The sequence below is a fragment of the Microbacterium saccharophilum genome (assembly GCF_007992455.1).
Classification (GTDB): domain Bacteria; phylum Actinomycetota; class Actinomycetes; order Actinomycetales; family Microbacteriaceae; genus Microbacterium; species Microbacterium saccharophilum.
This window is the reverse complement of the sequence record NZ_BKAH01000010.1, coordinates 1-25,138: the sequence shown is the minus strand read 5'-3', so window position 1 is coordinate 25,138 and position 25,138 is coordinate 1. Positions and strand designations below refer to the sequence as shown.

At 71.1% G+C, this 25,138-nt stretch carries 24 protein-coding genes; 14 read left to right on the top strand and 10 right to left on the bottom strand.

Annotated features, from left to right (window positions below):
* Positions 1-59: 59 nt before the first annotated feature.
* Positions 60-3,578 (top strand): TM0106 family RecB-like putative nuclease, encoded by a 3,519-nt coding sequence (locus MSA03_RS10610; protein WP_147050957.1) that lies wholly within the window; start codon positions 60-62, stop codon positions 3,576-3,578.
* 32 nt (positions 3,579-3,610) lie between these two features.
* On the opposite strand, the gene upp is transcribed toward MSA03_RS10610, so the two are convergent.
* The gene (upp, locus tag MSA03_RS10605) at positions 3,611-4,243 is read right to left on the bottom strand and encodes a uracil phosphoribosyltransferase (RefSeq protein WP_028496993.1); all 633 of its coding nucleotides are present in this window, start codon (positions 4,241-4,243) and stop codon (positions 3,611-3,613) included.
* Between the two features lie 62 nt (positions 4,244-4,305).
* On the opposite strand from upp, the gene MSA03_RS10600 reads away from it, so the two are divergent.
* Positions 4,306-4,737 carry a nucleoside deaminase gene (locus MSA03_RS10600; RefSeq protein ID WP_147051018.1) on the top strand — a complete coding sequence of 144 codons (432 nt, stop codon included), beginning with the start codon at positions 4,306-4,308 and terminating at the stop codon, positions 4,735-4,737.
* 18 nt (positions 4,738-4,755) lie between these two features.
* Here the strand turns inward: MSA03_RS10600 and MSA03_RS10595 are convergent, their stop codons facing one another.
* Together MSA03_RS10595 and MSA03_RS10590 are read right to left on the bottom strand one after the other, a co-directional pair.
* On the bottom strand, positions 4,756-5,724 hold the full coding sequence (locus MSA03_RS10595) for a cation diffusion facilitator family transporter (RefSeq protein ID WP_028496991.1): 969 nt from the start codon (positions 5,722-5,724) through the stop codon (positions 4,756-4,758).
* Positions 5,725-5,741: 17 nt separating this feature from the next.
* Positions 5,742-6,854 (bottom strand): alpha/beta fold hydrolase, encoded by a 1,113-nt coding sequence (locus MSA03_RS10590; RefSeq protein ID WP_147050956.1) that lies wholly within the window; start codon positions 6,852-6,854, stop codon positions 5,742-5,744.
* Positions 6,855-6,954: 100 nt separating this feature from the next.
* On the opposite strand from MSA03_RS10590, the gene proC reads away from it, so the two are divergent.
* Positions 6,955-7,791 (top strand): pyrroline-5-carboxylate reductase, encoded by an 837-nt coding sequence (proC, locus tag MSA03_RS10585; protein WP_147050955.1) that lies wholly within the window; start codon positions 6,955-6,957, stop codon positions 7,789-7,791.
* Positions 7,792-7,797: 6 nt separating this feature from the next.
* Here the strand turns inward: proC and MSA03_RS10580 are convergent, their stop codons facing one another.
* Positions 7,798-8,469 (bottom strand): potassium channel family protein, encoded by a 672-nt coding sequence (locus MSA03_RS10580; protein WP_028496988.1) that lies wholly within the window; start codon positions 8,467-8,469, stop codon positions 7,798-7,800.
* Positions 8,462-9,904 (bottom strand): TrkH family potassium uptake protein, encoded by a 1,443-nt coding sequence (locus MSA03_RS10575; protein WP_028496987.1) that lies wholly within the window; start codon positions 9,902-9,904, stop codon positions 8,462-8,464. The genes MSA03_RS10580 and MSA03_RS10575 overlap by 8 nt, the downstream gene beginning before the upstream one ends.
* A 67-nt stretch (positions 9,905-9,971) precedes the next feature.
* On the opposite strand from MSA03_RS10575, the gene MSA03_RS10570 reads away from it, so the two are divergent.
* The 5 genes from MSA03_RS10570 to MSA03_RS10550 all read left to right on the top strand — a co-directional run bounded on the left by MSA03_RS10570 (position 9,972) and on the right by MSA03_RS10550 (position 11,477).
* Complete coding sequence (locus tag MSA03_RS10570; RefSeq protein WP_028496986.1) at positions 9,972-10,367, top strand: ArsR/SmtB family transcription factor; 396 nt, start codon at positions 9,972-9,974, stop codon at positions 10,365-10,367.
* Between the two features lie 93 nt (positions 10,368-10,460).
* On the top strand, positions 10,461-10,652 hold the full coding sequence (locus MSA03_RS10565; RefSeq protein ID WP_028496985.1) for a helix-turn-helix domain-containing protein: 192 nt from the start codon (positions 10,461-10,463) through the stop codon (positions 10,650-10,652).
* A gap of 83 nt (positions 10,653-10,735) precedes the next feature.
* A complete protein-coding gene (locus MSA03_RS10560) occupies positions 10,736-10,834 on the top strand; it encodes a 30S ribosomal protein bS22 (RefSeq protein ID WP_003792170.1) in 99 nt (32 codons plus the stop codon).
* Positions 10,835-10,923: 89 nt separating this feature from the next.
* Entirely contained in the window at positions 10,924-11,181 is a 258-nt protein-coding gene (locus MSA03_RS10555) for a glutaredoxin family protein (protein ID WP_147050954.1), read from the top strand.
* Positions 11,178-11,477 carry a Dabb family protein gene (locus tag MSA03_RS10550; protein WP_147050953.1) on the top strand — a complete coding sequence of 100 codons (300 nt, stop codon included), beginning with the start codon at positions 11,178-11,180 and terminating at the stop codon, positions 11,475-11,477. Before MSA03_RS10555 ends, MSA03_RS10550 begins: the two co-directional genes overlap by 4 nt.
* A gap of 6 nt (positions 11,478-11,483) precedes the next feature.
* Here MSA03_RS10550 and MSA03_RS10545 read toward each other — a convergent pair whose 3' ends face one another.
* Both MSA03_RS10545 and aspS read right to left on the bottom strand, forming a co-directional pair.
* Positions 11,484-11,666, bottom strand: a complete 183-nt coding sequence (locus MSA03_RS10545; protein ID WP_147050952.1) for a YegP family protein — start codon at positions 11,664-11,666, stop codon at positions 11,484-11,486.
* Positions 11,667-11,917: 251 nt separating this feature from the next.
* Positions 11,918-13,258: an aspartate--tRNA(Asn) ligase gene (gene aspS, locus MSA03_RS10540; RefSeq protein WP_147050951.1), complete on the bottom strand. Its 1,341-nt coding sequence runs from the start codon at positions 13,256-13,258 to the stop codon at positions 11,918-11,920.
* Positions 13,259-13,367: 109 nt separating this feature from the next.
* Between aspS and MSA03_RS10535 the strand changes: the two genes are divergently transcribed.
* From MSA03_RS10535 to ccsB, 5 genes are read left to right on the top strand one after another with little or no spacing between them, the layout of a single operon-like run.
* Entirely contained in the window at positions 13,368-13,997 is a 630-nt protein-coding gene (locus tag MSA03_RS10535; RefSeq protein WP_147050950.1) for a histidine phosphatase family protein, read from the top strand.
* Positions 13,994-14,590 carry a TlpA family protein disulfide reductase gene (locus MSA03_RS10530; RefSeq protein ID WP_147050949.1) on the top strand — a complete coding sequence of 199 codons (597 nt, stop codon included), beginning with the start codon at positions 13,994-13,996 and terminating at the stop codon, positions 14,588-14,590. Before MSA03_RS10535 ends, MSA03_RS10530 begins: the two co-directional genes overlap by 4 nt.
* Positions 14,587-15,399 carry a cytochrome c biogenesis CcdA family protein gene (locus tag MSA03_RS10525; RefSeq protein ID WP_147050948.1) on the top strand — a complete coding sequence of 271 codons (813 nt, stop codon included), beginning with the start codon at positions 14,587-14,589 and terminating at the stop codon, positions 15,397-15,399. Before MSA03_RS10530 ends, MSA03_RS10525 begins: the two co-directional genes overlap by 4 nt.
* On the top strand, positions 15,380-17,119 hold the full coding sequence (gene resB / locus MSA03_RS10520; protein WP_174799877.1) for a cytochrome c biogenesis protein ResB: 1,740 nt from the start codon (positions 15,380-15,382) through the stop codon (positions 17,117-17,119). Before MSA03_RS10525 ends, resB begins: the two co-directional genes overlap by 20 nt.
* 10 nt (positions 17,120-17,129) lie before the next feature.
* Positions 17,130-18,164, top strand: coding sequence for a c-type cytochrome biogenesis protein CcsB (gene ccsB / locus MSA03_RS10515; protein ID WP_147050947.1), 1,035 nt, complete (start codon positions 17,130-17,132; stop codon positions 18,162-18,164).
* A 269-nt stretch (positions 18,165-18,433) separates the two neighbouring features.
* Here ccsB and MSA03_RS10510 read toward each other — a convergent pair whose 3' ends face one another.
* Positions 18,434-20,533, bottom strand: a complete 2,100-nt coding sequence (locus tag MSA03_RS10510; protein WP_147050946.1) for a YhgE/Pip family protein — start codon at positions 20,531-20,533, stop codon at positions 18,434-18,436.
* On the bottom strand, positions 20,530-23,334 hold the full coding sequence (locus tag MSA03_RS10505) for an MMPL family transporter (protein ID WP_147050945.1): 2,805 nt from the start codon (positions 23,332-23,334) through the stop codon (positions 20,530-20,532). The genes MSA03_RS10510 and MSA03_RS10505 overlap by 4 nt, the downstream gene beginning before the upstream one ends.
* A gap of 136 nt (positions 23,335-23,470) precedes the next feature.
* On the opposite strand from MSA03_RS10505, the gene MSA03_RS10500 reads away from it, so the two are divergent.
* Entirely contained in the window at positions 23,471-24,106 is a 636-nt protein-coding gene (locus tag MSA03_RS10500; protein WP_028496974.1) for a TetR/AcrR family transcriptional regulator, read from the top strand.
* On the opposite strand, the gene MSA03_RS10495 is transcribed toward MSA03_RS10500, so the two are convergent.
* The gene (locus MSA03_RS10495) at positions 24,103-25,089 is read right to left on the bottom strand and encodes an IS481 family transposase (protein ID WP_147050944.1); all 987 of its coding nucleotides are present in this window, start codon (positions 25,087-25,089) and stop codon (positions 24,103-24,105) included. The genes MSA03_RS10500 and MSA03_RS10495 overlap by 4 nt on opposite strands.
* Positions 25,090-25,138: the final 49 nt, after the last annotated feature.

Below are 25,138 nucleotides of genomic sequence, written 5' to 3'. Positions count from 1 at the left end.
CGGTCCCCGGCAGAGCCGCTGTCGGCGGCCGCGGCTAGTGTCGATTCCGGAAGGGGAACATGCGATACATCGAGGACGAAGGCCGGATCGTCTGGAGCGCGAGCGATCTCAAAGCCGCCGCCGAATGCGAATTCGCGTGGCTGCGGGCGATCGACGCGAAGCTCGGGCGGGTCGCCCCCGTCGAAGACCCCGAGGACCTGACGCTGGAGCGCGCCGGGCGGCTCGGCACGCAGCATGAGCTTCGGGTCCTCGCGGCCTACCGCGAGCGGTTCCCGGACGGCGTCATCGAGATCCCCGAGACGCGGTCCTCGGATGCCGAGGGCCTCGCTCGCGCCGTCGCGCTGACCGGGGAGGCGCTCGCCTCGAACGCGGCCGTCGTGTACCAGGCCGCGTTCGCGACGGAGGAGTTCGTCGGGTTCGCCGACTTCCTCGTGCGCGATGAGGACGGCAGCTGGATCGTGCAGGACACCAAGCTCGCACGGCACGCCCGCGTGACCGCGCTCATGCAGCTCGCGGCATACGCCGACCAGCTCGATCGACTGGGCGTGCCCCGGTCGGAATGCGTGGAGCTGCTGCTGGGCGACGGCACCGTCTCCACCCACGCCGTGCGCGACCTGCACCCCGTCTACGCCCTGCGCCGCGCACGGCTGCGCGCGCTCATCGCCGACCGTGACCTGGCCGCCGGCGCGGCCGGCGCGGCCATCGCGTGGGGCGATGACCGCGGCGCGCTGCGGGTCATCGCGTGCGGGCGGTGTCCGACGTGCGACCTCGAGGTCATCGCGCACCGCGACCTGCTCCTCGTGGCGGGGATGCGCCCCGTGCAGCGCGAGCGCCTCCGCGCGGCCGGCATCCGGACCATCGACGACCTGACCACGGCCGACGCGCAGCCGGCCCGCATGTCTGCGGACACGTTCGCGAACCTCCGCACCCAGGCGCGGCTGCAGGTGGCGAGCCCCGCAGGAGGCATCGTCGCGATCGCTCCCGCGGACCCGCCCACCCCACGTGACGCGTCGGACGGCGAGAAGACCCCGCCGCCCGTGCCTACGTTCGAGGTCGTCTTCCCGAAGGCCCTCGGCGCCCTCCCGCGCCCCGACCACGGCGACCTGTTCTTCGACTTCGAGGGCGACCCGCTCTACACCGAGGGGGGCACGCCGCAGTGGGGGATCGACTACCTCTTCGGCTGGGTCGACACCCGTGACGTGTACTCGTCGCTCTGGGCGCACAGCTTCGCCGACGAGCGCCGGGCGCTCGAGGACTTCCTCGACCTCGTGGCGCTGCGCCGCGCGCAGCATCCGGGGATGCACATCTACCACTACGCGCCCTACGAGCCCACCCACCTGCTGGCGATGGCGGCCCGGCACGGCGTGCGCGAGCGCGACGTCGACCGGCTGCTCCGCGACGGCGTCTTCGTGGACCTGTATCCCATCGTGCGGCGCGCGCTGCGCGTCGGGTCCCGGTCGTACTCGATCAAGAAGCTCGAGCCGCTCTACATGGGCGCCGACGTCCGCACGAGCGACGTGCAGCGCGGTGACGACTCGATCGTGAAGTACGTGGAGGCGCGCAGCCACGCCGAGGCCGGCGATGACACGTCCGCGCAGCGGATCCTCGACGACCTCGCCGATTACAACCGCTACGACTGCGTCTCCACCCGGCGGCTCCGCGACTGGCTCGTCGACCGGGCGCGGGAGGCGCAGCTGCGTCCGTCGCTCGAGCCGGACGCCGATGAGCGCGCGTACGAGCCGTCACCGCGCGCCGAGACCCTCAGCCGTCTCGCCGCCGCCGTCGACGACGAACAGCAGTCCGCGGCGCTCCGCCTCGGCTCCGCGGCCATCGACTACTACCCGCGGGAGGCGAAGACCTTCTGGGCGACGCATTTCCTGCGCCTGCGCGAGCCCGTGACGGTGTGGGAGGACACCCGCGACGTCGTCGTGATCGACCGGGACCGCTGCCGGATCCTGACCGACTGGCACCTGCCCGAGGGAGCGCGCGCGATCCGCCGCATCGTGGAGCTGCGCGGGGAGGTCGCCCCCGGCACGCGGCTGAGCGTGGATGCCAGCCCCTACGCCGTCTACGAGCTGCCGGCGCCGTTCCCCGTCGAGACGAACCCGCGGTGGATCCACACGGCCCGGTCCGTGCGGATCGTGGACGTGCTGGATGACGGTGTGATCGTGGAGGAGAACGCCATCCAGGGCTTCACGTGGGCCGAGCTCCCGGTCGCCCTGACGCCGGCGGCGCCGCCTCAGGCAGGCAGCCAGCAGGCCGCGATCGACGAGTGGGCCGACGGCGTCATCCAGGCGACGCCGGCGTTCCCGGCAGACCCCGCCACCGACCTTCTGCTCCGGCGCCCGCCGCGCACGGGCAGCGGCGCGCTCGCCCGCGGCGGAGACGACGACGTGGCCGACATCGTGCGGACGCTCGCGGACCTCGACCGCAGCTATCTCGCGGTGCAGGGCCCGCCCGGAACCGGGAAGACCTACGTCGGCTCGCACGTCGTCGCGCGCCTCGTCCGCGAGCGGGGCTTCCGGGTCGGCGTCGTCGCCCAGTCCCACGCCGTCGTCGAGCACATGCTCGACCGGATCGTGGAGGCCGGCGTGCCCCGCGCGCAGGTCGCGAAGGCGCCGAAGGGGCCGGCCACCGGGTCGGAGTCCTTCACCGTCATCGCCAAGAACGCCATGGCCGCCTACATCGCCGACCAGCCCGCGGGCTTCGTCGTCGGCGGGACGGCCTGGGACCTCAGCCACGGCGGGCGCATCGCGCGGCGCAGCCTCGACCTCCTCGTCATCGACGAGGCCGGCCAGTTCTCGCTCGCCTCGACGATCGCCGTCTCGGTCGCCGCGCAGCGGCTCCTGCTGCTGGGCGACCCGCAGCAGCTGCCGCAGGTGAGCCAGGGCACGCATCCCGAGCCCGTCGACACGTCGGCGCTCGGCTGGGTGATGGACGGGGCCGCCGTCATCCCGCCCGACCGCGGCTATTTCCTCGCCCAGACCCGGCGCATGCGCCCCGAGGTCGCCGCCCCCGTGTCGCAGCTGTCCTACGAGGGCAAGCTCGCCGCCCACGAGTGCACCGCGCGGCGCCGGCTGGCCGGCGTCGCGCCCGGCGTCATCCCGGTCCCCCTCACCCACGTCGGGAACGCGACGCAGTCGCCCGAGGAGGCGGAGGTCGTCGTCGGACTCGTGCGCGACCTCGTGGGAAGCGCATGGACGCCGGATGCGGATGCCGCACCCCGTCCGCTGACCGCGGCGGACATCATCATCGTGACGCCCTACAACGCCCAGCAGGTCCTCGTCGAGGAGGCGCTGGCCGCGGCCGGGTTCGCCGACGTCCCGGTCGGGACGGTCGACCGGTTCCAAGGCCAGGAGGCCGCGGTCGCCATCGTGTCCCTCGCCGCGTCGTCGGGCCGGGACGCACCGCGGGGGCTGGAGTTCCTGCTGCTGCAGAACCGCCTCAACGTCGGCGTCTCCCGTGCCATGCACACGGCGTACGTCGTCTACTCGACGGGGCTCCTCGACGACCTGCCCCGCACGCCGGACGGCGTCGCGCGGCTCAGCGCGTTCGCGCGTCTGGTCGGCGCGGCCTGACGGGCGGGCTCGCCTGTTCCGGCTCGAGGGGGTCAGACGGTGCCGTAGAGGCGGTCGCCGGCGTCGCCGAGGCCGGGCACGATGTACCCCTGCTCGTTGAGCCGCTCGTCGACGGCGCCGAGCACGAGGGTCACATCGCGGTCGCCCACCTGCTTCTCGATGGCCGCGAGACCCTCCGGAGCGGCGAGGATGCAGATCGCGGTGACATCCTGCGCCCCGCGGGCGAAGAGGAAGTCGATGGCGGCGCCGAGCGAGCCCCCGGTGGCGAGCATGGGGTCGAGCACGAAGCACTGCCGGTCGCTGAGATCCGTCGGGAGGCGCTCGGCGTAGGTCGTCGGCTCGAACGTCTTCTCGTCCCGCGCCATCCCGAGGAAGCCCACCTCGGCGGTGGGGAGGAGCTTGACCATGCCCTCCAGCATCCCGAGCCCGGCACGCAGGATCGGGACGACGAGCGGACGCGGCTCGCTGATCTTGACGCCGATCGTCGTGGTGACGGGGGTCTGGATCTCGTGGTCCTCGACGCGGACCGAACGGGTCGCCTCGTAGGCCAGGAGGGTGACCAGTTCCTCGGTCAGCTGCCGGAAGACCGGCGACGAGGTGTGCGCGTCGCGCAGGACCGTGAGCTTGTGGGTGATGAGCGGGTGGTCGGCGACGTGGACACGCATGGGACCAGGTTACCGGGGCCTACTCTGATGCTGTGACTGTCTCGGCCCACGACTCCGCCGCGATGGAGCGCGCCCTGCAGCTCGCCGCCGCGGCCGGCGCCGCCGGCGACGTACCGGTGGGGGCCGTCGTGACGGATGCCGACGGCACGGTCATCGGCGAAGGACGCAATCTCCGGGAGGCCACCGGCGACCCCACGGCGCACGCGGAGGTCGTCGCCCTGCGGCAGGCCGCCGCCGCGCGAGGGACGTGGAACCTCGACGGGTGCACGCTGACGGTGACGCTCGAGCCGTGCGTCATGTGCGCCGGCGCCGTGCTGCAGTCGCACGTCTCGCGCCTCGTGTTCGGCGCGTGGGACGACAAGGCCGGTGCGGCCGGGTCCCTGTACGACGTCGTGCGCGATCGGCGGCTGCCGGTGCGCGCGGAGGTCGTCAGCGGGGTCCGTGCGGACGACGCGGCGTGCCTGCTGCGCGAGTTCTTCGACGCGCGGCGCTGACGGCCGGCCGGTGGCCGGTCAGTCGCTCGAGGGCATGACGATCGTGTCGGTGGGCGGGGCGGGGACGCCGGCCTCGCGCCGCACGATGTCGGGCTCCAGGTAGATCACGCGCGCGGCGGGGACGGCATCCCGGATGCGCCGCTCGACCGTGTCGATGTCGAGGGCCACTTCGCCGAGCGCCTTGTCGTGCGGGAAGCCGAGCTTCGCGGCGACGAGCAGCTCGTCCGGGCCGAGGTAGAGGGTCTTCATGTGGATGAGGCGCTGGATCTCGCCGCCGGCCTCGATGGCCCGGACGATCGCCGCATGGTCGTCCGGGTTCGCGCCCTCGCCGACGAGCAGGCTCTTGGTCTCGATGCCGAGGGTGATGGCCACCAGGATGAGCAGCGTGCCGATCATGAGGGTGCCGATGGCGTCGAAGATCGGATTGTGCGTGATGGCGGTCATGCCGACGCCGAAGAGGGCGAAGACGAGGCCGGTCAGGGCCGCGATGTCCTCCAGCAGCACGACGGGCAGCTCCGGCGCCTTCGCATGCCGCACGAACGACACCCAGGACTGGCCTTCGCGGCGCACGTGGTTCGATTCGCGGATGGCGGTGCGCAGCGAGAAGCCCTCCAGCACAATCGCGATCAGCAGGACCCCGATCGGGATCCAGACGTTCTCCAGCTCGTGCGGGTGCGTCAGCTTGTCGACGCCTTCGTAGATGGAGAAGAGGCCGCCGACGGAGAACAGGATGATCGCCACGACGAAGGCGTAGACGTACCGCTCGCGACCGTAGCCGAACGGATGCTCCGCATCCGCCTCCTTGCGCGCCTTCCGGCCGCCGAGAAGCAGCAGGAGCTGGTTGCCGGAGTCGGCGACGGAGTGGATCGCTTCGGCGAGCATCGACGCCGAGCCGGAGAGGAACCAGGCGATGAACTTCGCGATCGCGATGCCCATGTTCGCCAGGAACGCCGCGATGATCGCCTTGCTGCCGCCGGATGCACTCATGACGACGAGTCTAGGGTTCAGTCGGAGGAGCTGATGATGATCGCCTCGGTGATGGGGGCCGGGGATGCGGGGTGGCCGATGTAGCCGATGACCTCCAGGAGGGCGCGGCGGAACTCGGCGGGCCGCTCCAGGTGAGGGGAGTGGCCGACGCCCTCCATGGTCACCTCGGTGACCTGCCCGCCGCCGGCGCGGTACGCGTCGAGCACGTCCCGCGTCTGCGACACCATCGGCTGCGCGGGAGCGATCTCCTCGCCGGGCCAGCCGGGGATGACGCCGATCTGCCCGAGATAGTTCAGGTCGTAGAACGAGGTGTCCGAGACGATGGCGTCGACGGTGCCGTGCACCCACAGGATCGGCGGCTTGACGGGCAGGTCCACGATTCCCGACACGTTGAAGTGCTTCGGGACCATGGTGTTGAGCACGCCCGTGTCGCCCGCGGCGAAACCCGGCCAGTTCTCGCTGTCGACCCCGTCGCCCGGGTAGTTGGCGACCGCGGTGGACGTGGTCAGCATCGACTCGACCCACACGTCCTCGTGCGGTGACGTGTAGCCGGGCGCGACGTAGCCGGACCGGAAGACGCTCCGCGGGGAGGTGGGGGCGTCATCGGTGCGGTCGCCGTCGGTGAGGCGCTGCACGAAGTCGGGGTTCGCTGCGCCCCCGCCGCACCCGGCGTCGTCGTCGGTGAGCCGGGTGCCGTCGCGGCGTGTGCCGCCGAAGCCGTACGGCGAGACCGGTGCCTGCAGGGTGAGCGAGCGGACGGGGTGGTCCAGCGCGTACTGCATGACGACGCCGCCGCCCATCGACCAGCCGACGAGGTGGGGCGCGTCGATGCCGAGCTCGGTGAGCGTCAGGTGGATGTCGTCGCTGAAGTCGCGGACCCCGCGCGTCGCGTCGATGGGGGCGTGCTCGGTGCCCCCGAACCCCCGCAGATCGATCGCGATGACCCGGAGGTCGCCGGGCAAGTCCTGCATGAGCTCCTGCCAGAACAGGCTCGAGGAGACGTTGCCGTGGATCAGCACCACGGTGCGATCGGGCGGTGTGGCCGGGTCGTCGCCGTCCCGCTCCAGGATGTTGACGCTCAGTCGATCCGTGTCGACGAGTCGGGTGGTGATTCCGTCGAATGGCCTCATGAACCCGACTATAGACCCGCGCCCTTTTCATGTGAACGGGCTTTCAGGTCCTGCCGGCGGCGGGGCGCACCGGCTCCCTCGCGGGTGCGAGGATGGGGGCATGGCAGACGACACGCTCCCCTCGATCGCGATCCTCGGCGCCGGCTCGATGGGCGGTGCGATCCTGCAGGGGCTCGTCCGCTCCGGCGTGGCCGGGGCGCTGACCGCCACGAACCGCAGCGCCGCGAAGGCGACGGAACTCGCCGATCTCGCCGGAGTGACCTCCGTCGCGCTCGAGGACGACCCCGACGGGAACCGCTCGGCGGCGGCCGCGACCGACATCGTCCTCATCGGCGTGAAGCCCGCGATGGTGCCCGACCTGCTCCGCGAGATCGCCCCCGGTCTCCGCCCCGGCACCGTCGTCGTGAGCCTCGCCGCCGGCGTCACGCTGGCGACGTTCGCGTCCGTCCTCGGCGACGACGTCCCCGTCATCCGCTCCATGCCGAACACGCCCGCCGTCGTCGGCAAGGCCGTCACCGGCATCGCCGCCGGCCGCGCCGCGACGGCCGAGCACGTCGCCGTCATCCGGCGCCTCTTCGAGACGTGCGGCGCCGTCATCGAGCTCGCCGAGGAGCAGATCGACGCTCTGGGCACGATCTCCGGGTCGGGGCCGGCCTACGTGTTCCTCCTGATCGAGGAGCTCACCGCCGCGGCGCGCGCCAAGGGGTTCGAGGACGCGGACGCGCGCCTCATCGTGGAGCAGACGTTCATCGGCGCCGCGGCGCTCCTGGATGCCACGAAGGAGGACCCCGCGGAGCTGCGGCGCCGGGTCACGAGCCCCAAGGGGACGACGGAACGGGCCATCGCGGTGCTGCAGGACGCGCACCTCGCGGAGCTCTTCGGCGCGGCCACCGATGCGGCGCTCGCGCGGTCGCGCGAGCTCGCTGCCGGCGCCTGAGGCTGCTCAGCGGTCGAGCGCCGCGAACCGCTCGATGTCGGAGTTCGTTCCCGACACGATGATGAGGTCGTGGTTGGTGACGATCGTGTTCGCCTCGGCGTAGCGGAACGGCTTGCCGGGGCTCTTCACGCCGACGACCGTGACGTTGTACTTCGTGCGGACGCCGGACTCGTTGAGGCCGACTCCGCGGATGAACTTCGGCGGGTACATCTTGGCGAGGACGAAGTCGTCGTCGAAGCGGATGAAGTCCAGCATCCGGCCGCTCACGAGGTGCGCGACGCGCTCGCCGGCCTCCCGCTCCGGGTACACGACGTGATTGGCGCCCACCCGGGCGAGGATCTTGCCGTGCGACTGCGACACGGCCTTCGCCCAGATCTGCGGGATCTTCAGGTCGACGAGGTTCGCCGTGATGAGCACGGATGCCTCGATCGACGAGCCGGTCGCGACGATCGCAACCTGGAAGTCCTGCGCGCCGATCTGCTTCAGGGCCTCGATGTTGCGTGCATCGGTCTGCACGGCGTGGGTGACGCGCTCGGACCACTTCTGCACGAGTTCGAGGTTCGCGTCGATCGCGAGGACTTCGCGGTCGAGGCGGTCCAGCTCCCCTGCGCAGGCGGCGCCGAATCGGCCGAGGCCGATGACGAGAACGGGGGCGTCGCCCCGGATCTGCTCAACCAACGATCGGCCTTTCCACCGGCAGCGAGTAATGCTGCGTACGGGACGTCGCGGCCACCGCCGCGGCGAGAGTCACTGTACCAACGCGCCCCATGAACATCGTCAGCGCCAGGACGTAGACCGCCGAGTCCGGCAGTTCGGCGGTGATCCCCGTGGACAGGCCCACGGTCGCGAATCCCGAGATGACGTCGAAGAGCACCATCTCGACGGGAGCCTTCGTGAGCTGTGCGATCGTGATGGTCGACAGGGCGACGATCGTCGATCCCCAGGCCACGACGGACAAGGCCACCCGCTGGACGTCGCTGGGGATGCGGCGGCCGAACGCCTCGACGCTGGGGCGGCCCTTCGCCTCCGACCACACGGCGAGGGCGAGGACGGCGAGGGTCGTCACCTTGATGCCGCCCGCCGTCGAGGCCGAGCCGCCGCCGACGAACATGAGCATCGACGCCGCGACGAGGGAGGAGCCGTTCAACTCCCCGATGTCGATGATGGAGAAGCCGCCGGAGCGGGTCATGGCGGAGAGGAACAATGCCTGGAACGTCGTGTCCCACGCGTCCAGGCTCCCGAATGTCGCAGGGTTCTCGTACTCCAGCAGGACGAAGACGCCGGCTCCGACGAAGAACAGCAGCACCGTCGTGATGATCGTCAGCTTCGCGTGCAGCGACCAGCGGCGCACGTGCCACTGGTGCCGCCACAGCGTGAAGATCACCGGGAAGCCGATGGATCCGAGGAACACGCCGGCCATCAGCACCGTGAGCATGAAGTAGTTGTCGGCGAACGGCTCGAGCCCGCCCTCGTTCGGGGTGAAGCCCGTGTTCGTGAACGACATCGCGGCGTAGTACGGCGCCTCCCACAGCGCCGTCAGCGGGTCGACGCCGCCGAGGATCAGCGACGGGTAGAGGAGAACCGCGAGGATCGCCTCGATGACGAGGGTGGACAGGGCGACGGTCGACAGGAGCTGGCCGACTTCGCCGAGTCGCACCGTCTGACCCTCGTTGACCGGGCCGCCGTGCGCCCGCAGCGGGTTCGAATCGCCCGCCGCCATGAGCTTCGCGCGCAGGCCCAGGCGCTTGGAGATGACGAGGCCGAGGATGGACGCGAGGGTCAGCACACCGAGGGCGCCGACGTTGACGCCCACGTACACGAGGACGTGGCCGACGGGGGACCAGTGCGTCCCCATGTCGACGGTGGACAGGCCCGTGACGCAGATCGTCGAGACGGCGGTGAACAGCGCATCCGCGAGCGGCGTGGGATTCCCGTCGGCGGCGGCGATCGGCAGGGAGAACAGCGCCGTGAAGACCAGGACGAGCGCCGAGAAGATCAGGACGGCGAAGCGGGACGGGGACGAGGTGGCTGCGTGGCGCGCGCGCTGCCAGGCGCCGCGCTGCCCCTGACCGAACACGCGCCCGAGGCGCGCACCGACGGAATCGCCCGCCATGTGACGCCCCTCTCGTGAAGAATCGTTGTCATGGTACTCCGGCGCGGCCGAGGGCTAACCTAAGGGCATGGCGGACATCTTCGACGTGATCGCCGACGGTACCCGTCGGGACATCCTGCAGCTGCTGCTCGAGCGTTCCCGGTCCGGCGAACGCGGAACGAGCGTGTCGCAGATCGTCGCCGCCCTGGGCGTGAGTCAGCCCACCGTCTCCAAGCACCTCAAGGTGCTGCGTGAGGCCGAGCTCGTCTCGGTGCGCGAAGTCGGCCAGCACCGGTACTACAGCCTGTCGCCCGCACCGCTGGATGTGCTCGACGACTGGCTGATCCCCTTCCTCGAAGAGGACGGCCCGGAGACAGCGCCACTGCCGGACTCGGCGGCCCACGCCGCCGACATCGTCGGCCGTGCCGCGGCATCCGCGAAGCACGCCTTCGAGAGCGCACTCAAGAAGCTGCCCGGTCGCTGAACAACAGGAGTCACACCGGTTTACACGCGTCGTATCCTGCCCCTAAGATCGACCTAGCATTCGCCGACACACCACTGGGGACAAGGGGACACGATGGCCGAGCTGTCGGACGTGCGCTTTCTGACCGTCGCCGAAGTGGCGGATCTCATGCGCGTGTCGAAGATGACGGTCTACCGTCTCGTCCATGCCGGAGAACTGCCCGCCGTGCGGTTCGGCCGGAGCTATCGCGTACCCCAGACGGCGGTCACCGAGGCACTGCAACGGCCCATCGCCGATGTCGGCTAGAATGACCTGAGGCATTTTTCCGCATTGCCCGTACCCGGACGCGAACGTATCGCGTCCAGACCCCAGACATAGTGAGGTTTTCCGTGGGTTCTGTCATCAAGAAGCGCCGCAAGCGCATGGCGAAGAAGAAGCACCGCAAGCTGCTTCGCAAGACTCGCCACCAGCGCCGCAACAAGAAGTAAAGCGGCCACCACACCGAGCGCCTGCCCTTCGTGGCGGGCGCTTCGTGTTTTCGGCGCGCCCGCCCGGTGACCGGTGCCAGGATGGAGGAGTGACCGCGCTCACCCTCGTCTCCAAGCCCGACTGCCATCTGTGCGACGTCGCGCGCGAGATCGTCGAGACCGTCGTCGCGGACCTGCCCGAGGGCGACGTGGACGTCGAGGAGCTGTCGATCATCGACGATCCCGCGCTCTACGCCCAGTGGTGGGAGAAGATCCCGGTCGTCCTCATCGACGGTCGGCTGCACGCGCACTGGCGCGTCTCGCCCGAGCGGCTGCGCGCCGCCCTCACCGAGGAGTCCTCCGCATGATCCGTCACATCGTCTCGTTCCGCCTCGCGGCGGAGGATGCCGGCACCCGGGCCGAGCAGGCCGCGGAAGCCGCGCGCCGGCTCAACGCGCTGCAGGGCGTCGTGCCCTCGTTGCGGGCCATGAGCGCGGGAGGCAACGTGCTGTATCCCGACACGAACTGGGACCTCGTCCTGATCGCCGACTTCGACGACGAGGCCGGCCTCGACGCCTATCAGGTGCACCCGGCGCACCAGGAGGTCACGGCGTACATCGGCGGCATCCGCGCGGAGCGGGTCGCCGTCGACGTCGAGCTGTAGCTCGCGTTACTTCTCGATCTCGACGACGTCGGCGCCGGCCGCGTTGGTCCGGACCGACTCGATGCCGCCCAGCGCGCTCGCCTTGGACGCGTAGCCCTGACTGGTCGCGATGACCTGACCGTTGGTGGGCTTCAGGTTGAAGCGCCAGTCCCCGCCCTTGTCGACCCAGAGCTCGAATTTCCCCGCCATGTCGGATCCCCTCCGCGGGCGCCATCGCCGGCCTCGGCCTCACGCTAGCGGTCAGCGCCGTCACGGGGTAGTGCGGGAGGAGACGACGCGAGCGGAGGTTGCATCCGCGGCATCCGTCCTCCCGAAACGTCATCTCCTCCCGAACTGTCCGCCACGCGGGGACGCCGGGATGCGGGGATGCCGCAGTACGCGGGATGCCGGGGATGCCAGGATGCCGGGATGCCGCAGTACGGGGGATGCCGGGATGCCGCCTACGGCGCGAGGCGCGTCGGGCCGCGGAAGAGGTAGGTGACCTCGCGGATCGAGGACTCGCCGAGCAGCAGCATCAGCACGCGGGCCAGGCCCATGCCGAACCCGCCGTGCGGCGGGGCGCCGTACCGGAAGAAGTCGAAGTAGAAGTCGAGGTGCTCGGGCTCGAGCCCCTTCTCCTTGGCCTGCTCGATGAGCACGTCGACGCGGTGCTCGCGCTGCGCGCCCGTTGTGATCTCGACGCCCTTGAACAGCAGGTCGTAGCTCTTGGTGAGCCCGGTCGCCTCATCGCGCATGTGGTAGAACGCGCGGATCTCGGGGTGGTAGTCGGTGATGAAGACGAACTGGTGGCCGTAGGTCTCCTCGACGTGCGCCGAGATCTGCCGCTCACCCTCCGGGTCGAGGTCGCCGTCGGTGCGCGGGACCGCGTAGCCTCGCGCCTTCACGATCTCCAGCGCCTCCGCGAGCGGGATGCGCGGGAACGGGATCGCGGGCACCTGCACCTCGAGGCCGAACAGCTCCTCGATCTCGGCGCCGTGCTTGTCCTTGACGGCCTGGATCGCGGTCTGCAGGAGCTCCTCCTGCATGGTCGCGACGTCCTCGTGAGACTCGATCCAGCTGATCTCCGCGTCGATCGAGGTGAACTCGGTCGCGTGGCGGCTCGTGAAGGACGGGTCGGCGCGGAAGGCGGGGGCGATCTCGAAGATCTTGCCGAAGCCGGCGACCTGCGCCATCTGCTTGAAGAACTGCGGGGACTGCGCGAGGTATGCGGTCTGGTCGCCGAAGTACTCCAGCGAGAACAGCTCCGCGTTGGACTCGGAGGCCGTCGCCATGAGCTTGGGGGAGTGCACCTCGATGTAGTCGCGCTCGACCCAGTAGCTGCGCATCGCGTGCTCAAGCGTCGTCTGCACGCGGAAGATGAGGTTGTTGCGGCGCTGCCGCAGGTCGAGGAAGCGCCAGTCCATGCGCTTGTCCTGCCCGCTGTCGGCGGCGATCGGCGTCTCCGGCAGGGCGGCCGCGGCGACGTCGAGCGTCGCGATCTTGATCTCCACGCCGCCGAGCTTCACGCGCTCGTCGTGCTTGAGCTCGCCGGTGACGGTGAGGAAGGTGCCCGTGCTGAGCTCCGAGATGAGCGACGTCAGGGCGAGCGCACCGGCATCCTGATCGGCGATCTCGGGGTTCGCGCGCGTCGCGGGGTTCACCAGCTGCACCGCGCCCGTCTCATCCCGCAGGATGACGAACTGCACCTTCTTCTGGTCGCGGACGGTCTCCACCCATCCCGACACCGAGACCGGGCCGTCGGGGAGGCTGTTCAGCTGCTGGACGAGAACGCGTTCACTCACGATCGTCCAGTCTACGTGGGCGGGGCCCGGCGGCAGACGGCCCGACGAGCCGCACCCGGTGTCAGGGCACTCAGCCCGCCCATAGAGCCTGCCCACGTAGACTTGCCGGGTGCCAGCTGCCCGCCTCCACCTCGTGCGCCACGGGGAGGTCCACAACCCCGACCGCGTGCTCTACGGGCGACTCCCGGAGTTCCGGCTGAGCGTGGCGGGCCACCGCATGGCGCGGGCCGCGGCGGAGCACGTGCACGCGATGAAGCGGCCCCTGGGTGCGCTCGTCGCCTCCCCGCTGGAGCGCACCCGCGAGTCCGCGCAGCCGTTCTCCGAGCTCTTCGGGGCCGAACCCTTCATCGACGAGCGGGTCATCGAGCCGACCAACGTCTTCGAGGGCACCGTCATGCGGCGCGCCCTTCGCAACCCCCTCAACTGGCGCCACCTGCTGCGGCCGTCGCTGCCGAGCTGGGGCGAGCCGTACGCGCAGGTCGTCGGACGGATGGACGCCGCGATGCGCGACGCGTGGAGCCGGACGGCATCCGGCGACGTCGTCGTCGTCTCCCATCAGCTGCCGATCTGGGTCACGCACCTCGCCGTGGCCGGCGAGCCGCTCCGCCACGACCCGCGCCGCCGCCGCTGCGCCCTGTCCAGCGTGACGAGCTTCGAGCTCGACGGTGACCGGTGGCGCGAGGTCGGCTACGCCGAACCGGCCGCCACCGACGACGCCGTGGACGTGGGGGCGGTATGAGACGCCTCGCCGCCACCGTGGTGGCCCTCGCCCTCACGGCATCCCTCGCCGCCTGCACGAGCCCCAACGACCGGCTGACCGACCTGTACGAATCCGGCAGCAACCAGGGATTCATCTCCGGTGACGGGTCGTTCGAGGAGATCCCGCTCGCCGAGCGCGGCGAGCCCGTCGTCTTCGACGGGGAGGCCGTGGACGGTTCGGCGGTCTCCAGCGCCGACTACCTCGGCGAGGTCCTCGTCCTCAACTTCTGGTACGCCGGGTGCGGGCCGTGCCGCGCCGAGGCGCCGCTCCTGGAGGAGGTCTACGGCGCCGTCTCCGGCGACGGCGCGGAGTTCCTCGGCATCAACATCTACGACGGGCCCGAGCAGGCGACGAGCTTCGAGAACACGTACGGCATCACCTACCCGTCGCTCCTCGCCCGGGGCGACGCCGATCTGAAGCTCGCACTGCAGTCGGTCGCCCCGATCCAGGCGGCGCCGACGACGCTCGTGCTCGACAAGCAGGGCCGCGTCGCGGCGCGCTTCATCGGCCAGCTCGCGAGCGCCTCCATCCTGAAGACCCTCGTCGCCGACGCCGTCGCGGAGGAGCTGTGAACCCCGGCGCGATCGTCTTCGACGGCGCGCTGTGGCTCGCGATCCCGATCGCCGCGCTCGCCGGTCTCGTCTCCTTCCTCTCGCCGTGCGTCCTGCCGCTCGTGCCCGGTTACCTCGGGTTCCTCGGCGGCGCCGTCGCCCCGCGCGGCGAGCGTCACGCCGGCGTTCCGACCGCGGAGGCCCCCGCGGGGAGTGTGCGCGTGGCGCAGAAGGCGGCGACGGATGCCGGCGGCCGCGGCCGCCTGCTGTTCGGCGTGCTGCTCTTCATCGCCGGCTTCACCGTGGTCTTCGTGGCGATGGGCGTCTTCGCCGGTTCCCTCGGCCGGCTCTTCGTCGAATACCAGGATGCGATCACCCGGGTCCTCGGCGTCGTCGTCATCGGCCTGGGCCTCGTCTTCCTCGGCGTGTTCGGCTTCGCGCAGCGGACGTTCCGGCCGCAGCTCAAGCAGGGACTCGGCCTCATCGGTGCGCCGCTCCTCGGGGTCGCGATGGGCGTCGGCTGGGCCCCCTGCATCGGTCCCACCTACGCCGCCATCCTCTCCATCGCCTACTCACAGGCAGACCCCGGCCGCGCTGCCGTGCTGGCCTTCGCGTACTCGCTGGGACTCGGCATCCCGTTCGTGCTCATCGCCGTCGGCTTCGGCTGGGCGGCGCGGTCGCTGGCCTTCCTGCGCCGGCACATCCGTGTCGTCAACATCTCCGGCGGCGTGCTGCTCGTCATCCTGGGCGTGCTCATGGTGACGGGCCTGTGGACCGCGATCATGTCCCGGCTCGCGGGGGTGATCGGCAGTGTCCAGCTCCCGCTCTGACGTCAGCGATCCGCTCCGCCCGGCCGATCACGCCGACACGCCCGCTCCGGACACCTCGATCGCGCAGCCGCGCCTCGGGTTCGTCGGGTGGATCCGCTGGGGCTGGCGACAGCTCACGAGCATGCGCACGGCGCTCGTCCTGCTGCTCCTGCTCGCGATCGCGGCGATCCCGGGCTCGATCGTGCCGCAGCGCAGCGCCGACCCCAACGGCGTCACGCAGTGGCGCACCGACAACCCCGACCTCTTCCCGGTGCTCGACACGCTGCAGCTGTTCGACGTGTACACGTCCGCGTGGTTCTCGGCCATCTACATCCTGCTGTTCATCTCGCTCATCGGCTGCGTCATCCCGCGGACCAAGCACCACTGGGCGGCCCTGAAGGCGCGACCGCCGCGGACGCCCGCGCGGCTGGCGCGCCTCGACGACCACGCCGAGGCGCGCGTCGAGCTGACCGGCGAGGTGGATGCCGGTGCCGCGGCGGCGCAGGCGATCGACGCCGCCGAGGCGCAGCTGAAGAAGGCCGGCTACCGGGTCGAGCGGTACGACGCCGGCGGGGTGGCGTCCGTCTCCGCGGAGCGCGGCTACCTGCGCGAGACCGGGAACCTCGTCTTCCACGGCGCGCTCGTCGGCGTGCTGCTGGCCGTCGGCATCGGCGGCGGCCTCACCTACACGGGGCAGACGGTCATCACCGAGGACGACAGCTTCGTCAACTCGCTGGGGCTCGGGTACACGTCCTTCAACCCGGGCCGGTTCGTCGACACCGATGTCCTGCCCCCGTACACGCTCACCCTCGACCGTTTCGACGTCAGCTACACCCCCCTCGGCGAGGCCGGGCAGGGGCAGGCCGGCGACTTCGCCGCCCACCTGACCGTGCGGGAGCCAGAGGGCGAGGCGCAGGACGGCGTCGTGCGCGTCAACCACCCGCTCGAGGTCGCCGGCGACCGCGTGTACCTCATGGGCAACGGATACGCCCCGACCGTCACGGTGCGCGACCCGGAGGGGGAGGTCGTCTTCAGCGAGGCCGTCCCGTTCCTGCCGCAGGACGCCAACATGACCTCGCAGGGGGTCATCAAGATCGCCGACGGCCTCGACGAGCAGCTGGGCCTCGTCGGCTTCTTCTACCCCACCGCCGCCACGATGCAGAGCGGCGCCGTCACGTCGGCGTTCGGCGACCTGCTCAACCCGCTCATGACGCTGTGGGTGTACGCCGGCGACCTCGGCATCGACGACGGCACCCCGCGCTCCGTCTACACGCTCGACCCGGACGGCATGACGCAGGTCGCCGGCGGCGACAGCGGCGTCGAATCGCTCGAGCTCGCGCCCGGCCAGACCGTCGACCTGCCCGGCGGCCGCGGCACCATCACGTTCGAGGACGAGACAGCCGCCGGCGCCGCCGAGCCCGTCAAGCGCTATGTCTCGCTGTCCGTGCACCGTGATGTCGGAGCCCCCTGGGTGCTCGCCTTCGCCGTCCTCGCCATCCTCGGCCTCCTGGCCGCGCTGTTCGTGCCCCGCCGGCGCCTGTGGGTCAAGGCGACGCCGGAGGGTTCGAGCCTGCGCGTGGAGTACGCCGGTCTCGCGCGCGGCGAGGACCCCGCGATCCGCGGCGCCGTCGCCGACCTCGCACGCGACCACGCGGCGACGCTGGACGGCCTTGCGGGCGCATCCGGCGAGCGGCCCGCTGCCGGCTCGAGGGCCGGGTCGGCGCCGGAAACCCGCCCGTAGACTGGAGATCATGTTGGACACCGGTTTGTCGTTGGATGCCGTCTCGGTCGTGCTGGTGTGGACGGCCGTCGCCGTCTATACGCTGGCGTTCATCGCCTACACGATCGACCTCGCGCGCCGCTCCGACCTCGCGATCAAGGCGAAGGATGCCGCGAGCACGCGCGTCCTCGTCGGCACGGGGGTCGGTGGTGGGACATCCGGTGGTTTCGCGGAGCGCCGCCCGGACGAGCTCGAGGTCGCGCCGTCGCAGCGTCCGCGCTACTTGTGGGCCCGCATCGGAACCTCGCTGACGGCCCTCGGGCTGGTGTTCCACGTCGCCGCCGACGTGCTGCGCGGCATCGCCGCCGGCCGGGTGCCGTGGTCGAACATGTACGAGTTCGCGCTGACCGGCACGATGCTGGTGGCCGCCGTCTACCTCGTCGTGCTGTTCCGCTACGACCTGCGCTTCCTCGGCTCGTTCGTCACGGGCCTCATGATCGTGCTCCTCGGCGGCGCCGCGCTCGCCTACTACGTCGAGGTGGTGCCCCTGGCCGACCCCCTCAAGAGCGTGTGGCTCGTCATCCACGTCTTCGTCGCGTCCCTCTCGACCGCCGTCTTCGCGCTCGCGTTCGCCCTGTCGGTGCTGCAGCTCATGCAGGCGCGCCGCGAGCGGCTCACCGCGGCGGCCGGCACGCAGCCCGACGGCGCCGGCGACGTCAAGACGGGTCCGCGGTTCCTGCGCACGCTGCCCGGCGCGGACGCACTCGAGTCGCTCGCGTACCGGTTCGCCATCGTGGGCTTCATCCTCTGGACGTTCACGCTCATCGCCGGTTCGATCTGGGCCAACGACGCGTGGGGCCGGTACTGGGGCTTCGACACGAAGGAGGTCTGGACCTTCGTGATCTGGACCCTCTACGCCGGATACATCCACGCCCGCGCCACCCGTGGCTGGCGGGGCACCCGCTCCGCGTGGCTGTCGATCATCGGCTTCACCGCCGTGATCTTCAACTTCACGATCGTCAACCAGTTCTTCAAGGGCCTGCACGTCTACAGCGGCCTGAGCTGACCCGCCTTCCCATCACGCCTGGCGCCCCGTAACGCGTCAGGCCGGGATGCTGCCGAGCCGTACGGCGGAGATCGTGCGGGCCGGGCCGTGTTGACGGCATCCGTGGGCCTGAGTCGGCGACGGAATCCGCCGTTGGGTCACGGTGCGGGATGCGGCACCCCAAGGTCGAAACATGCACCGGCGCCCGGCCCGGAAACGCCGAGTGTCCGAGACTGCGGACGCGGGAGGCGCGGCCGCGTGTCTCGGACACTCGGGCGGGAAGCCCCGGATCAGGCCGGAGCGGTGACCAGGACGGAGCGCGGCGACGTCGTGCGGCGGCGCACCACGGCGATGATCGTGGCGACGAACGCGAGGCCGCCCCACACGAGCATCCCGACGACGCCGGGGATGACGCCCTCGGCTGGCGTGAGCGCGGCCAGCAGGGCCGTGTACGCGGGGGTGGTCGGCATGAGGCCTGCGACGGAGGACAGCACCCCGGGCACGGTCGACACGACGCCGGTCGCGACCGCGAGGACGCCGACGAGCGCGGAGATCCACCGGCCGGCGCCGCCGAAGACGGCCACGAGCGCCTGGTTGACCGCGGCGAACGCGACACCCGCGACCACGGAGAGCCCGGCGAACAGCATCCAGGTGCCGAGATCGTACGACGCGGCGAGCTGCACGACGCCGGCGACCAGCAGACCCTGCAGGGCGCCGATTCCGGCGGCCGGTGCGAGGCTCCGCGCGGCGAGGAGGACCGACGGTCGACGCGAGCTCAGGGCGTGCCGCGGCACGGCCTGCAGGGCCACGAACGACGCGAGCCCGCCGAACCACAGCGCGAGGGTCGCCAGCAGCGGCACCGCGGAGGCGCCGAAGATCGACGATCCGACCCCCTCGGCGGCCACCGGGTCGGCGAGCACCGAGGCGAGGTCCGTCGCCTCATCGTCCGTGTAGGAGGGGATCGCCTCGACCGCGGTGTGGAGACCGTCCGCGAGTTCGCCGGTGCCGTCGGCGAGCTGCGAGACCCCGTCGGCCAGCTGGTCGGCGCCGTCGGCGAGTTCGCCTGCGCCGGAGCTGAGCTGGTAGGCGCCGGAGGCGAGGGCGTTCGCTCCCTCGGCGATGCCCGTGGCGCCGCCGGAGAGCTGTGAGGCTCCCGTCGCCAGCGCGCCTGCGCCGCTCGCGGACTGGCCGACGCCGTCGGCGAGCTGACCCAGGCCCCCGGCGAGCGTGCGGACGTTCCCGGCGATCGTGGAGAGCTGCGACGACAGCTGCTGCGGCGCCTGCGCGGCGAACTGGCTCAGGCCGTCGTCGGTGTAGCCGGCGAGCGTGTGGGTGCCGGTGGCAGCCTGCGACGCGCCGTCCGCCCCGTCGGCGAGGGCGGCGAGCTGCGCGCAGAACGCGGTCGCCCCGCCGGCGGCCGCGCACTGCGCGGACAGGCCGCTCAGCCCCTGCGCGACGCCGCCGATCGCGTCGGCGGCGACCTTCGCGGTGTCTTCGGTGCGGGCGGCGACGCCCGTGAGGTCGGCGGGGACGATGCCGTCGGATGCCAGCGCGGCCGCCCCGGCATCCACTCCTTCGGCGAGCGCCGTCGCGCCCGCGGCTGCGTCGCGCGTCTTCGCGGCGATCGTCGACAGGCCGCTCTGGAGCGCGGTGGCTCCGGAGCCCAGGCTGGACGCGCCGCCGGCGAGCTGCGCCGCCCCGCCGCCGATCTCGGCGGCGCCGTCGCCGAGGCTGCCTGCGCCGTCCGCGACCTGGCGTGCGCCGCCGGGCAGGGCCTTCGCGCCGTCGGCGGCCGCAGCCGCCCCCTCGGCGAGTTCCGTCGCGCCGTCGGCGGCGTCGCCCAGCTGGTCGCCGAGCGTCGTGAAGCCGAGGAACACGTTCTCGAGGTACACGATGGACAGCTGCTCGCCCATGAGGGATGCCGCGGCCTGGGTCACCTGAGCGGTGATCGCATCGTCCACGATGAGGCTGTCCGGTGCGGTCTCGACCGAGATGGTCGCCTGGACCGGGTTCTCGCTCTGCGAGGTGGAGGTCGCGGCGGCGGAGAAGTTCTCCGGGATCGTGATGATGGCGTCGTACGTCCCGTCATCGAGGCCCGCGCGGGCGTCGTCGGGGTTCGAGATCGTCCAGTCCAGGTTGCTCGGCTGGTCGTCGGAGCCCTCGACGAGGCCGGCGGTGAGCTGACGCCCGAGCGGGACGGTCTGCCCGTCGATCGTCACAGGCTCGTCGTTGTTCACGATGGCCGTGCTCATGCTCTCGAGGCGCTCGGTCGGGTTGTACAGGGCCGCGACGAGGATGCCGCCGATGACGGCCGGCAGCAGCAGCACGCCGACGAGAGTCAGCCAGGTGACGGGCTTGCGGGACCGGGCCCGTTCGATGGGGAGAGTCATGCGGAGATCACCTGCGTGTCGGAGGGGGCGGAGTGCGCACTGAGGGCGAGCGTCATGACGCTCGGCCGGTGCGCGTCGGAGAGGAGGTCGAGGGCGGGCCCGTCGCGACGGGCCGAGGCGACGACGGTGAGGGCGTGGCCGCGCTCGCGGACCGCGTCGGCGGCGTCGCGCAGCAGCGCGGCGGCCTGGTCGCGCTCCGCGCCGACGAGCGTGTCGATGCCGTCGATGACGACGAGGCGCGTTCCCCCGGCGAGGGCGCGGCGGAGTTCGCGGATCGGGTCGGCGGCGCCGTCCAGCAGCGCGACGCCCACGTGGGCGCGCACCCAGGCGGCGCGGCCGGGCAGCAGGTGACCGGCGACGCGCAGCAGGCCTTCGCCGGCCGGGATGCGACCGGCGACCATGAGGGTGAAGGCGCGGCCGGCGCGCGGGTCGGCGCTCGTCACGACGAGCGTGTCGCCGTCGTTCAGCCGGACGGACACGTCCGAGAACAGCGTCACCTCTCCGACGCCGCGGCCGCCGTCGACGCGGACCGTGAGGCCGTCGCCGGAGAGCGGACGCGCGTCGCCGGGGGTGGGCCAGTCCGCGTGCGCGAACTCGCGCTCGACGGCCTCGCCTTCGATGTCGAAGTGGGGGAGGACCCGCTCGAGCCAGCGCGGCATCCACCATGCCTTCTCGCCCAGGAGCGCCATGACGGCGGGGACGAGCGTCATCCGCACGAGGAACGCGTCGATCGCGATACCCGCGGCGAGCCCCAGCGCGATCGGCTTGATCGACGAGTCGCCCTCCGGGACGAACGCCGCGAAGACGGCGAACATGATGACGGCGGCGGCGGTGACGACGCGCGCGGATGCCGTGAAGCCGCTGCGGACGGCGGCGACCGCCGTGGCCCGCTCGGCGCGGCCGTCACGGGAGCGGTTGGTGTGCACGAAGTCCTCGCGCATGCGGGAGACGAGGAAGACCTGGTAGTCCATCGCCAGCCCGAAGAGCACGCCCATGAGGATGATCGGCATGAAGCTGATGACCGGTCCGGTGCGGGTGACGTGCAGGAGGTCGGCGAGCAACCCCCACTCGAACACGGCGGCGACGACGCCGAACGAGGCGGCGACGGAGAGCAGGTAGCCCACGGCGGCCTTGATCGGCACCCAGATCGAGCGGAACACGATCATCAGCAGGATGAGGGAGAGTCCCACGACGAAGACGCCGAACGGCACGAGGGCCGCGCCGAGGCGGTCGGAGATGTCGATGCCGACGGCCGTGAACCCGGTGACCTTGAGATCGACGCCGTACTCGTCGAGGAGCCGGTCGTGCTGGTCGCGGAGCTCGCGCACGAGGTCGGCGGTCGCGGGGTCGTCCGGGGCCGTCTCGGGGACGATCTGGATGAGGCCGGTGTCCGCGGTCTCGTTGGGGGTCGACAGTGCGACGTTCTTCACGCCGGGGATCTGCTCGACCTCGTCCTTGAGGTCGGCCATGAGGCCGAGCGGGTCGGTCGAGGTGACGATCGTCCCGGTCATGATCAGCGGGCCGTTGGTGCCGGGGCCGAAGTGCTCGGCGGTGAGGTCGTAGGCCTGTCGTGCCTCACTCGTCGGCGGCTGGACGCCGGCGTTCGGGAGGGCCAGCCGGAGGCTCGCGGCCGGGATCGCGACGATCCCGAGGAGTGCGACGACGGAGAGCGTCGTGATGACGGGGTGGCGCGTGACGGCGGTGACCCAGCGATCGGCGAACCCCCGCGCGGGGCGCGCGCTCGTGCGGGCGCGGCGTGCGCGCCGCGGGCGGCGGGCCCAGCCCACGACGCGTCCCTTCGCGAAGCCGAGGAGGGCGGGTGTCAGGGTGATGGCGACGAGGACCGCGATCGCGACGGCGACCGCCGCCGCGATGCCCATGGTCGTGAGGAACGGGATGCCGGCGAAGCTCAGGCCGATCAGTGCGATGAGCACGGTGACGCCGGCGAACACGACGGCGGATCCCGCCGTGCCGGTGGCGCGCGCGGCGGATTCCTCGGGCTCGACGCCCGCGCGCACCTGATCTTGATGTCGGGCGACGATGAAGAGGGCGTAGTCGATGCCGACCGCGAGGCCGAGCATGATCGCGAGCAGCGGCGTCGTGGAGGAGATCGACGCGAACGCCGTCGCGAGGTAGATCAGCGCGATCGCGAGACCCACGCCGATGAGGGCGCTCGCGAGGGGGAAGAACGCGACCGCGAGCGAGCGGAACGTGATGATGAGGACGAACAGCGCGAGCAGCACGCCGACGGCCTCGGTGAGCGTGATCCCGGGGACGGATGTCGAGAACAGATCGCCGCCCATCGCGACGGAGGAGCCGTCCGGCATGTCGGCACGGACATCGGCGGCGACCGAGCGGAGCTCGTCCTTCGTCTCCGCCGTGACGTCGGTGGACTGGCCGTCGAACTGCAGGCGCACGATGGCGGCGCGGCCGTCCTCGGACACGAGTCCGTCGACCATCTCGTCGAACGGGTCGGTCACGGCGATGACGCCGTCGATGTCCGCCAGCTCGTCCACCGCCGTGGCGATGAAGCCGGCGTTGTCGCCCGCGTCGACCCGGTCGCCGTCCGGCGCGACGACGATGAGCTGCGCGCTCGTTCCGCTGGCCTGCGGGAAGGTCCGCCCGAGGAGCTCGATGCCCTCCTGCGCCTCCGTGCCCGGGATCGTGAAGGCGTTGTCGGTGCCCTTCATGAAGGCGAGCGCGCCACCCCCGGCGATGCCGAGCAGCAGGACCCATGCGACGAGGACGCGCCACGGGTGACGGTACGACCAACGGCCGAGGGAGAACAGGAGAGTGGACACGGGCGCTCCGAGCGGGATGTGGTCAACAGGTTTCGATACAGCGCTGTATCCGATACATAGATGTATCCTAAGTGTGCCGGACCTCGCAAGCCTGGGGAGTCGGTGTGAAGATCGAGGAGCGACGGGAGGTGTCCGCATGATCGAGGTGTCCGTGAAGACCGGCTCCCGTCGTCGGGAGCAGACCCGTGCGCGTCTCCTCGACGCCGCCCACGAGGTGTTCGGCGAGGTCGGCATGGCCGCCGCCTCCGTCGAGGCGATCTGTGAGCGCGCCGGCTTCACGCGCGGCGCGTTCTACTCCAACTTCGAGTCGAAGGAAGAGCTCTTCCTCGCGCTCATCACCCAGCTGTCCGAAGACAAGCTGGAGCAGGTCGCGGGGCGCGTGCGCGAACTCGCATCCGGCTCCCGCTCGCTCGACGCCTCCGCCATCGTGAACCAGGTGGTGGGCGTCTCCCTCGGCGACGGCATGGAGCCGCAGCTGGTCGCGGAGATCCGCGTGCAGGCGCTGCGCGATCCGCGGATGGCGGCCGCCTACCTGGCGTGGCAGGACGGCCTGCGCGTGCGCGTGGAGCGCATCATCGCGCAGGTCGTCGACGCCTACGGAGTGCGTCTGCGCCTTCCCGTCCCCGACGCCGCCCAGCTCATGCTCGACCTCTCCGACGACACGTGCACGCGGGCGGCCATGGAGGGGCGCTCGCGCGATGAGATCGGAGAGCTGCTCAACGCGCGCCTCGAGCGCCTCGTCGTCGTGCTCGTCGAGGCGCCGGCGGGCTAGCTGTACTGACCGGAGACGTTGATCAATCGTGAGAAAGGCGGTCGGTTGCCACAGGCGGTGTGGGGCCTGTGCTGGTTGTAGTGGTGGAGCCAGCCGGTGAGAGCGTCGCGGCGTTCCTGTTCGCTGGTGTAGCACCGTGCATACGCCCACCCATCGGCCATGGTCCGGTGGAAGCGCTCCACCTTGCCGTTGGTCTGCGGCCGGTAGGGCCGTGTTCGCTTTGGAACGATCGAGAGCGCTTCGCACGTGTCTCGCCAGAGGTTGGACCGATAGGCACCACCGTTGTCGGACAAGACCCGCTCGATAGCAACCCCGCGGTTGGAGAACCACTCGACTGCTCGATGCAGGACCCCGACGGCAGTGGCAGCGGTCTCGTCGTCCTGGACTTCGGTGTAGGCGACGCGGGAGTGATCGTCGATGACCGTGTGCACGAACGCGTACCCGAGCTTGGGGTTGCGCCACTTGTTCTTCGGCTTGTCAGGGGTGGCGACGCGATTCCTCTCTCCTTGGTGTCGGCCGACGTAGCGCCAGCCACCGCCGTCGGGGATGTTCCCGAGCTTCTTCACGTCGACGTGCACGAGAGAACCAGGATGGTTGTGTTCGTACCGGCGGATCGCCTCGCCGGTGGCACGGTCGACGTAGGAGAGCCGATTCATGCGGGCTCCCTTGAGGATCCGGTGGACCGTGGACGGGGCGATGCCGAGCCGGGACGCGAGTTGGACGGGCCCTTCCCTCAGGCGCATTCGTAGGCTCACGCACCGCTTCATTATCTTCGTGCTCGTCTTATTCGGTGAAGACTTCGGCCGCGACGACCGATCCTGCATCGGCTCGCCAGCAACGTAGCGCTCGGCCCACCGCTTCACGGTGGGCCACGACACCTGGAAACGGGCAGCGACTTCGCTGATCGGCCATCCGTCCTCGATGACGAGTCGAGCGACTCGCAGACGATGGCGTGGGGTCAGTGCGGCATTGCGATGGCTCAAGGTGTCTCCTGAAATAGATCGGTGGCCGGCCGCGTTTGCGGCCGGCCAC

What these genes read in the sequence shown, in the direction of transcription:
- proC (WP_147050955.1), top strand. Translation starts at nt 6,955, where the DNA reads ATGGCAGACGACACGCTCCCCTCGATCGCGATCCTCGGCGCCGGCTCG.
- MSA03_RS10590 (WP_147050956.1), bottom strand. Translation starts at nt 6,854, where the DNA reads ATGAGGCCATTCGACGGAATCACCACCCGACTCGTCGACACGGATCGA.
- upp (WP_028496993.1), bottom strand. Translation starts at nt 4,243, where the DNA reads ATGCGTGTCCACGTCGCCGACCACCCGCTCATCACCCACAAGCTCACG.
- ccsB (WP_147050947.1), top strand. Translation starts at nt 17,130, where the DNA reads ATGTTGGACACCGGTTTGTCGTTGGATGCCGTCTCGGTCGTGCTGGTG.
- MSA03_RS10530 (WP_147050949.1), top strand. Translation starts at nt 13,994, where the DNA reads ATGAGACGCCTCGCCGCCACCGTGGTGGCCCTCGCCCTCACGGCATCC.
- MSA03_RS10500 (WP_028496974.1), top strand. Translation starts at nt 23,471, where the DNA reads ATGATCGAGGTGTCCGTGAAGACCGGCTCCCGTCGTCGGGAGCAGACC.
- MSA03_RS10570 (WP_028496986.1), top strand. Translation starts at nt 9,972, where the DNA reads ATGGCGGACATCTTCGACGTGATCGCCGACGGTACCCGTCGGGACATC.
- MSA03_RS10565 (WP_028496985.1), top strand. Translation starts at nt 10,461, where the DNA reads ATGGCCGAGCTGTCGGACGTGCGCTTTCTGACCGTCGCCGAAGTGGCG.
- MSA03_RS10610 (WP_147050957.1), top strand. Translation starts at nt 60, where the DNA reads ATGCGATACATCGAGGACGAAGGCCGGATCGTCTGGAGCGCGAGCGAT.
- MSA03_RS10550 (WP_147050953.1), top strand. Translation starts at nt 11,178, where the DNA reads ATGATCCGTCACATCGTCTCGTTCCGCCTCGCGGCGGAGGATGCCGGC.
- MSA03_RS10510 (WP_147050946.1), bottom strand. Translation starts at nt 20,533, where the DNA reads ATGACTCTCCCCATCGAACGGGCCCGGTCCCGCAAGCCCGTCACCTGG.
- MSA03_RS10575 (WP_028496987.1), bottom strand. Translation starts at nt 9,904, where the DNA reads ATGGCGGGCGATTCCGTCGGTGCGCGCCTCGGGCGCGTGTTCGGTCAG.
- MSA03_RS10595 (WP_028496991.1), bottom strand. Translation starts at nt 5,724, where the DNA reads ATGAGTGCATCCGGCGGCAGCAAGGCGATCATCGCGGCGTTCCTGGCG.
- MSA03_RS10545 (WP_147050952.1), bottom strand. Translation starts at nt 11,666, where the DNA reads ATGGCGGGGAAATTCGAGCTCTGGGTCGACAAGGGCGGGGACTGGCGC.
- MSA03_RS10600 (WP_147051018.1), top strand. Translation starts at nt 4,306, where the DNA reads ATGGAGCGCGCCCTGCAGCTCGCCGCCGCGGCCGGCGCCGCCGGCGAC.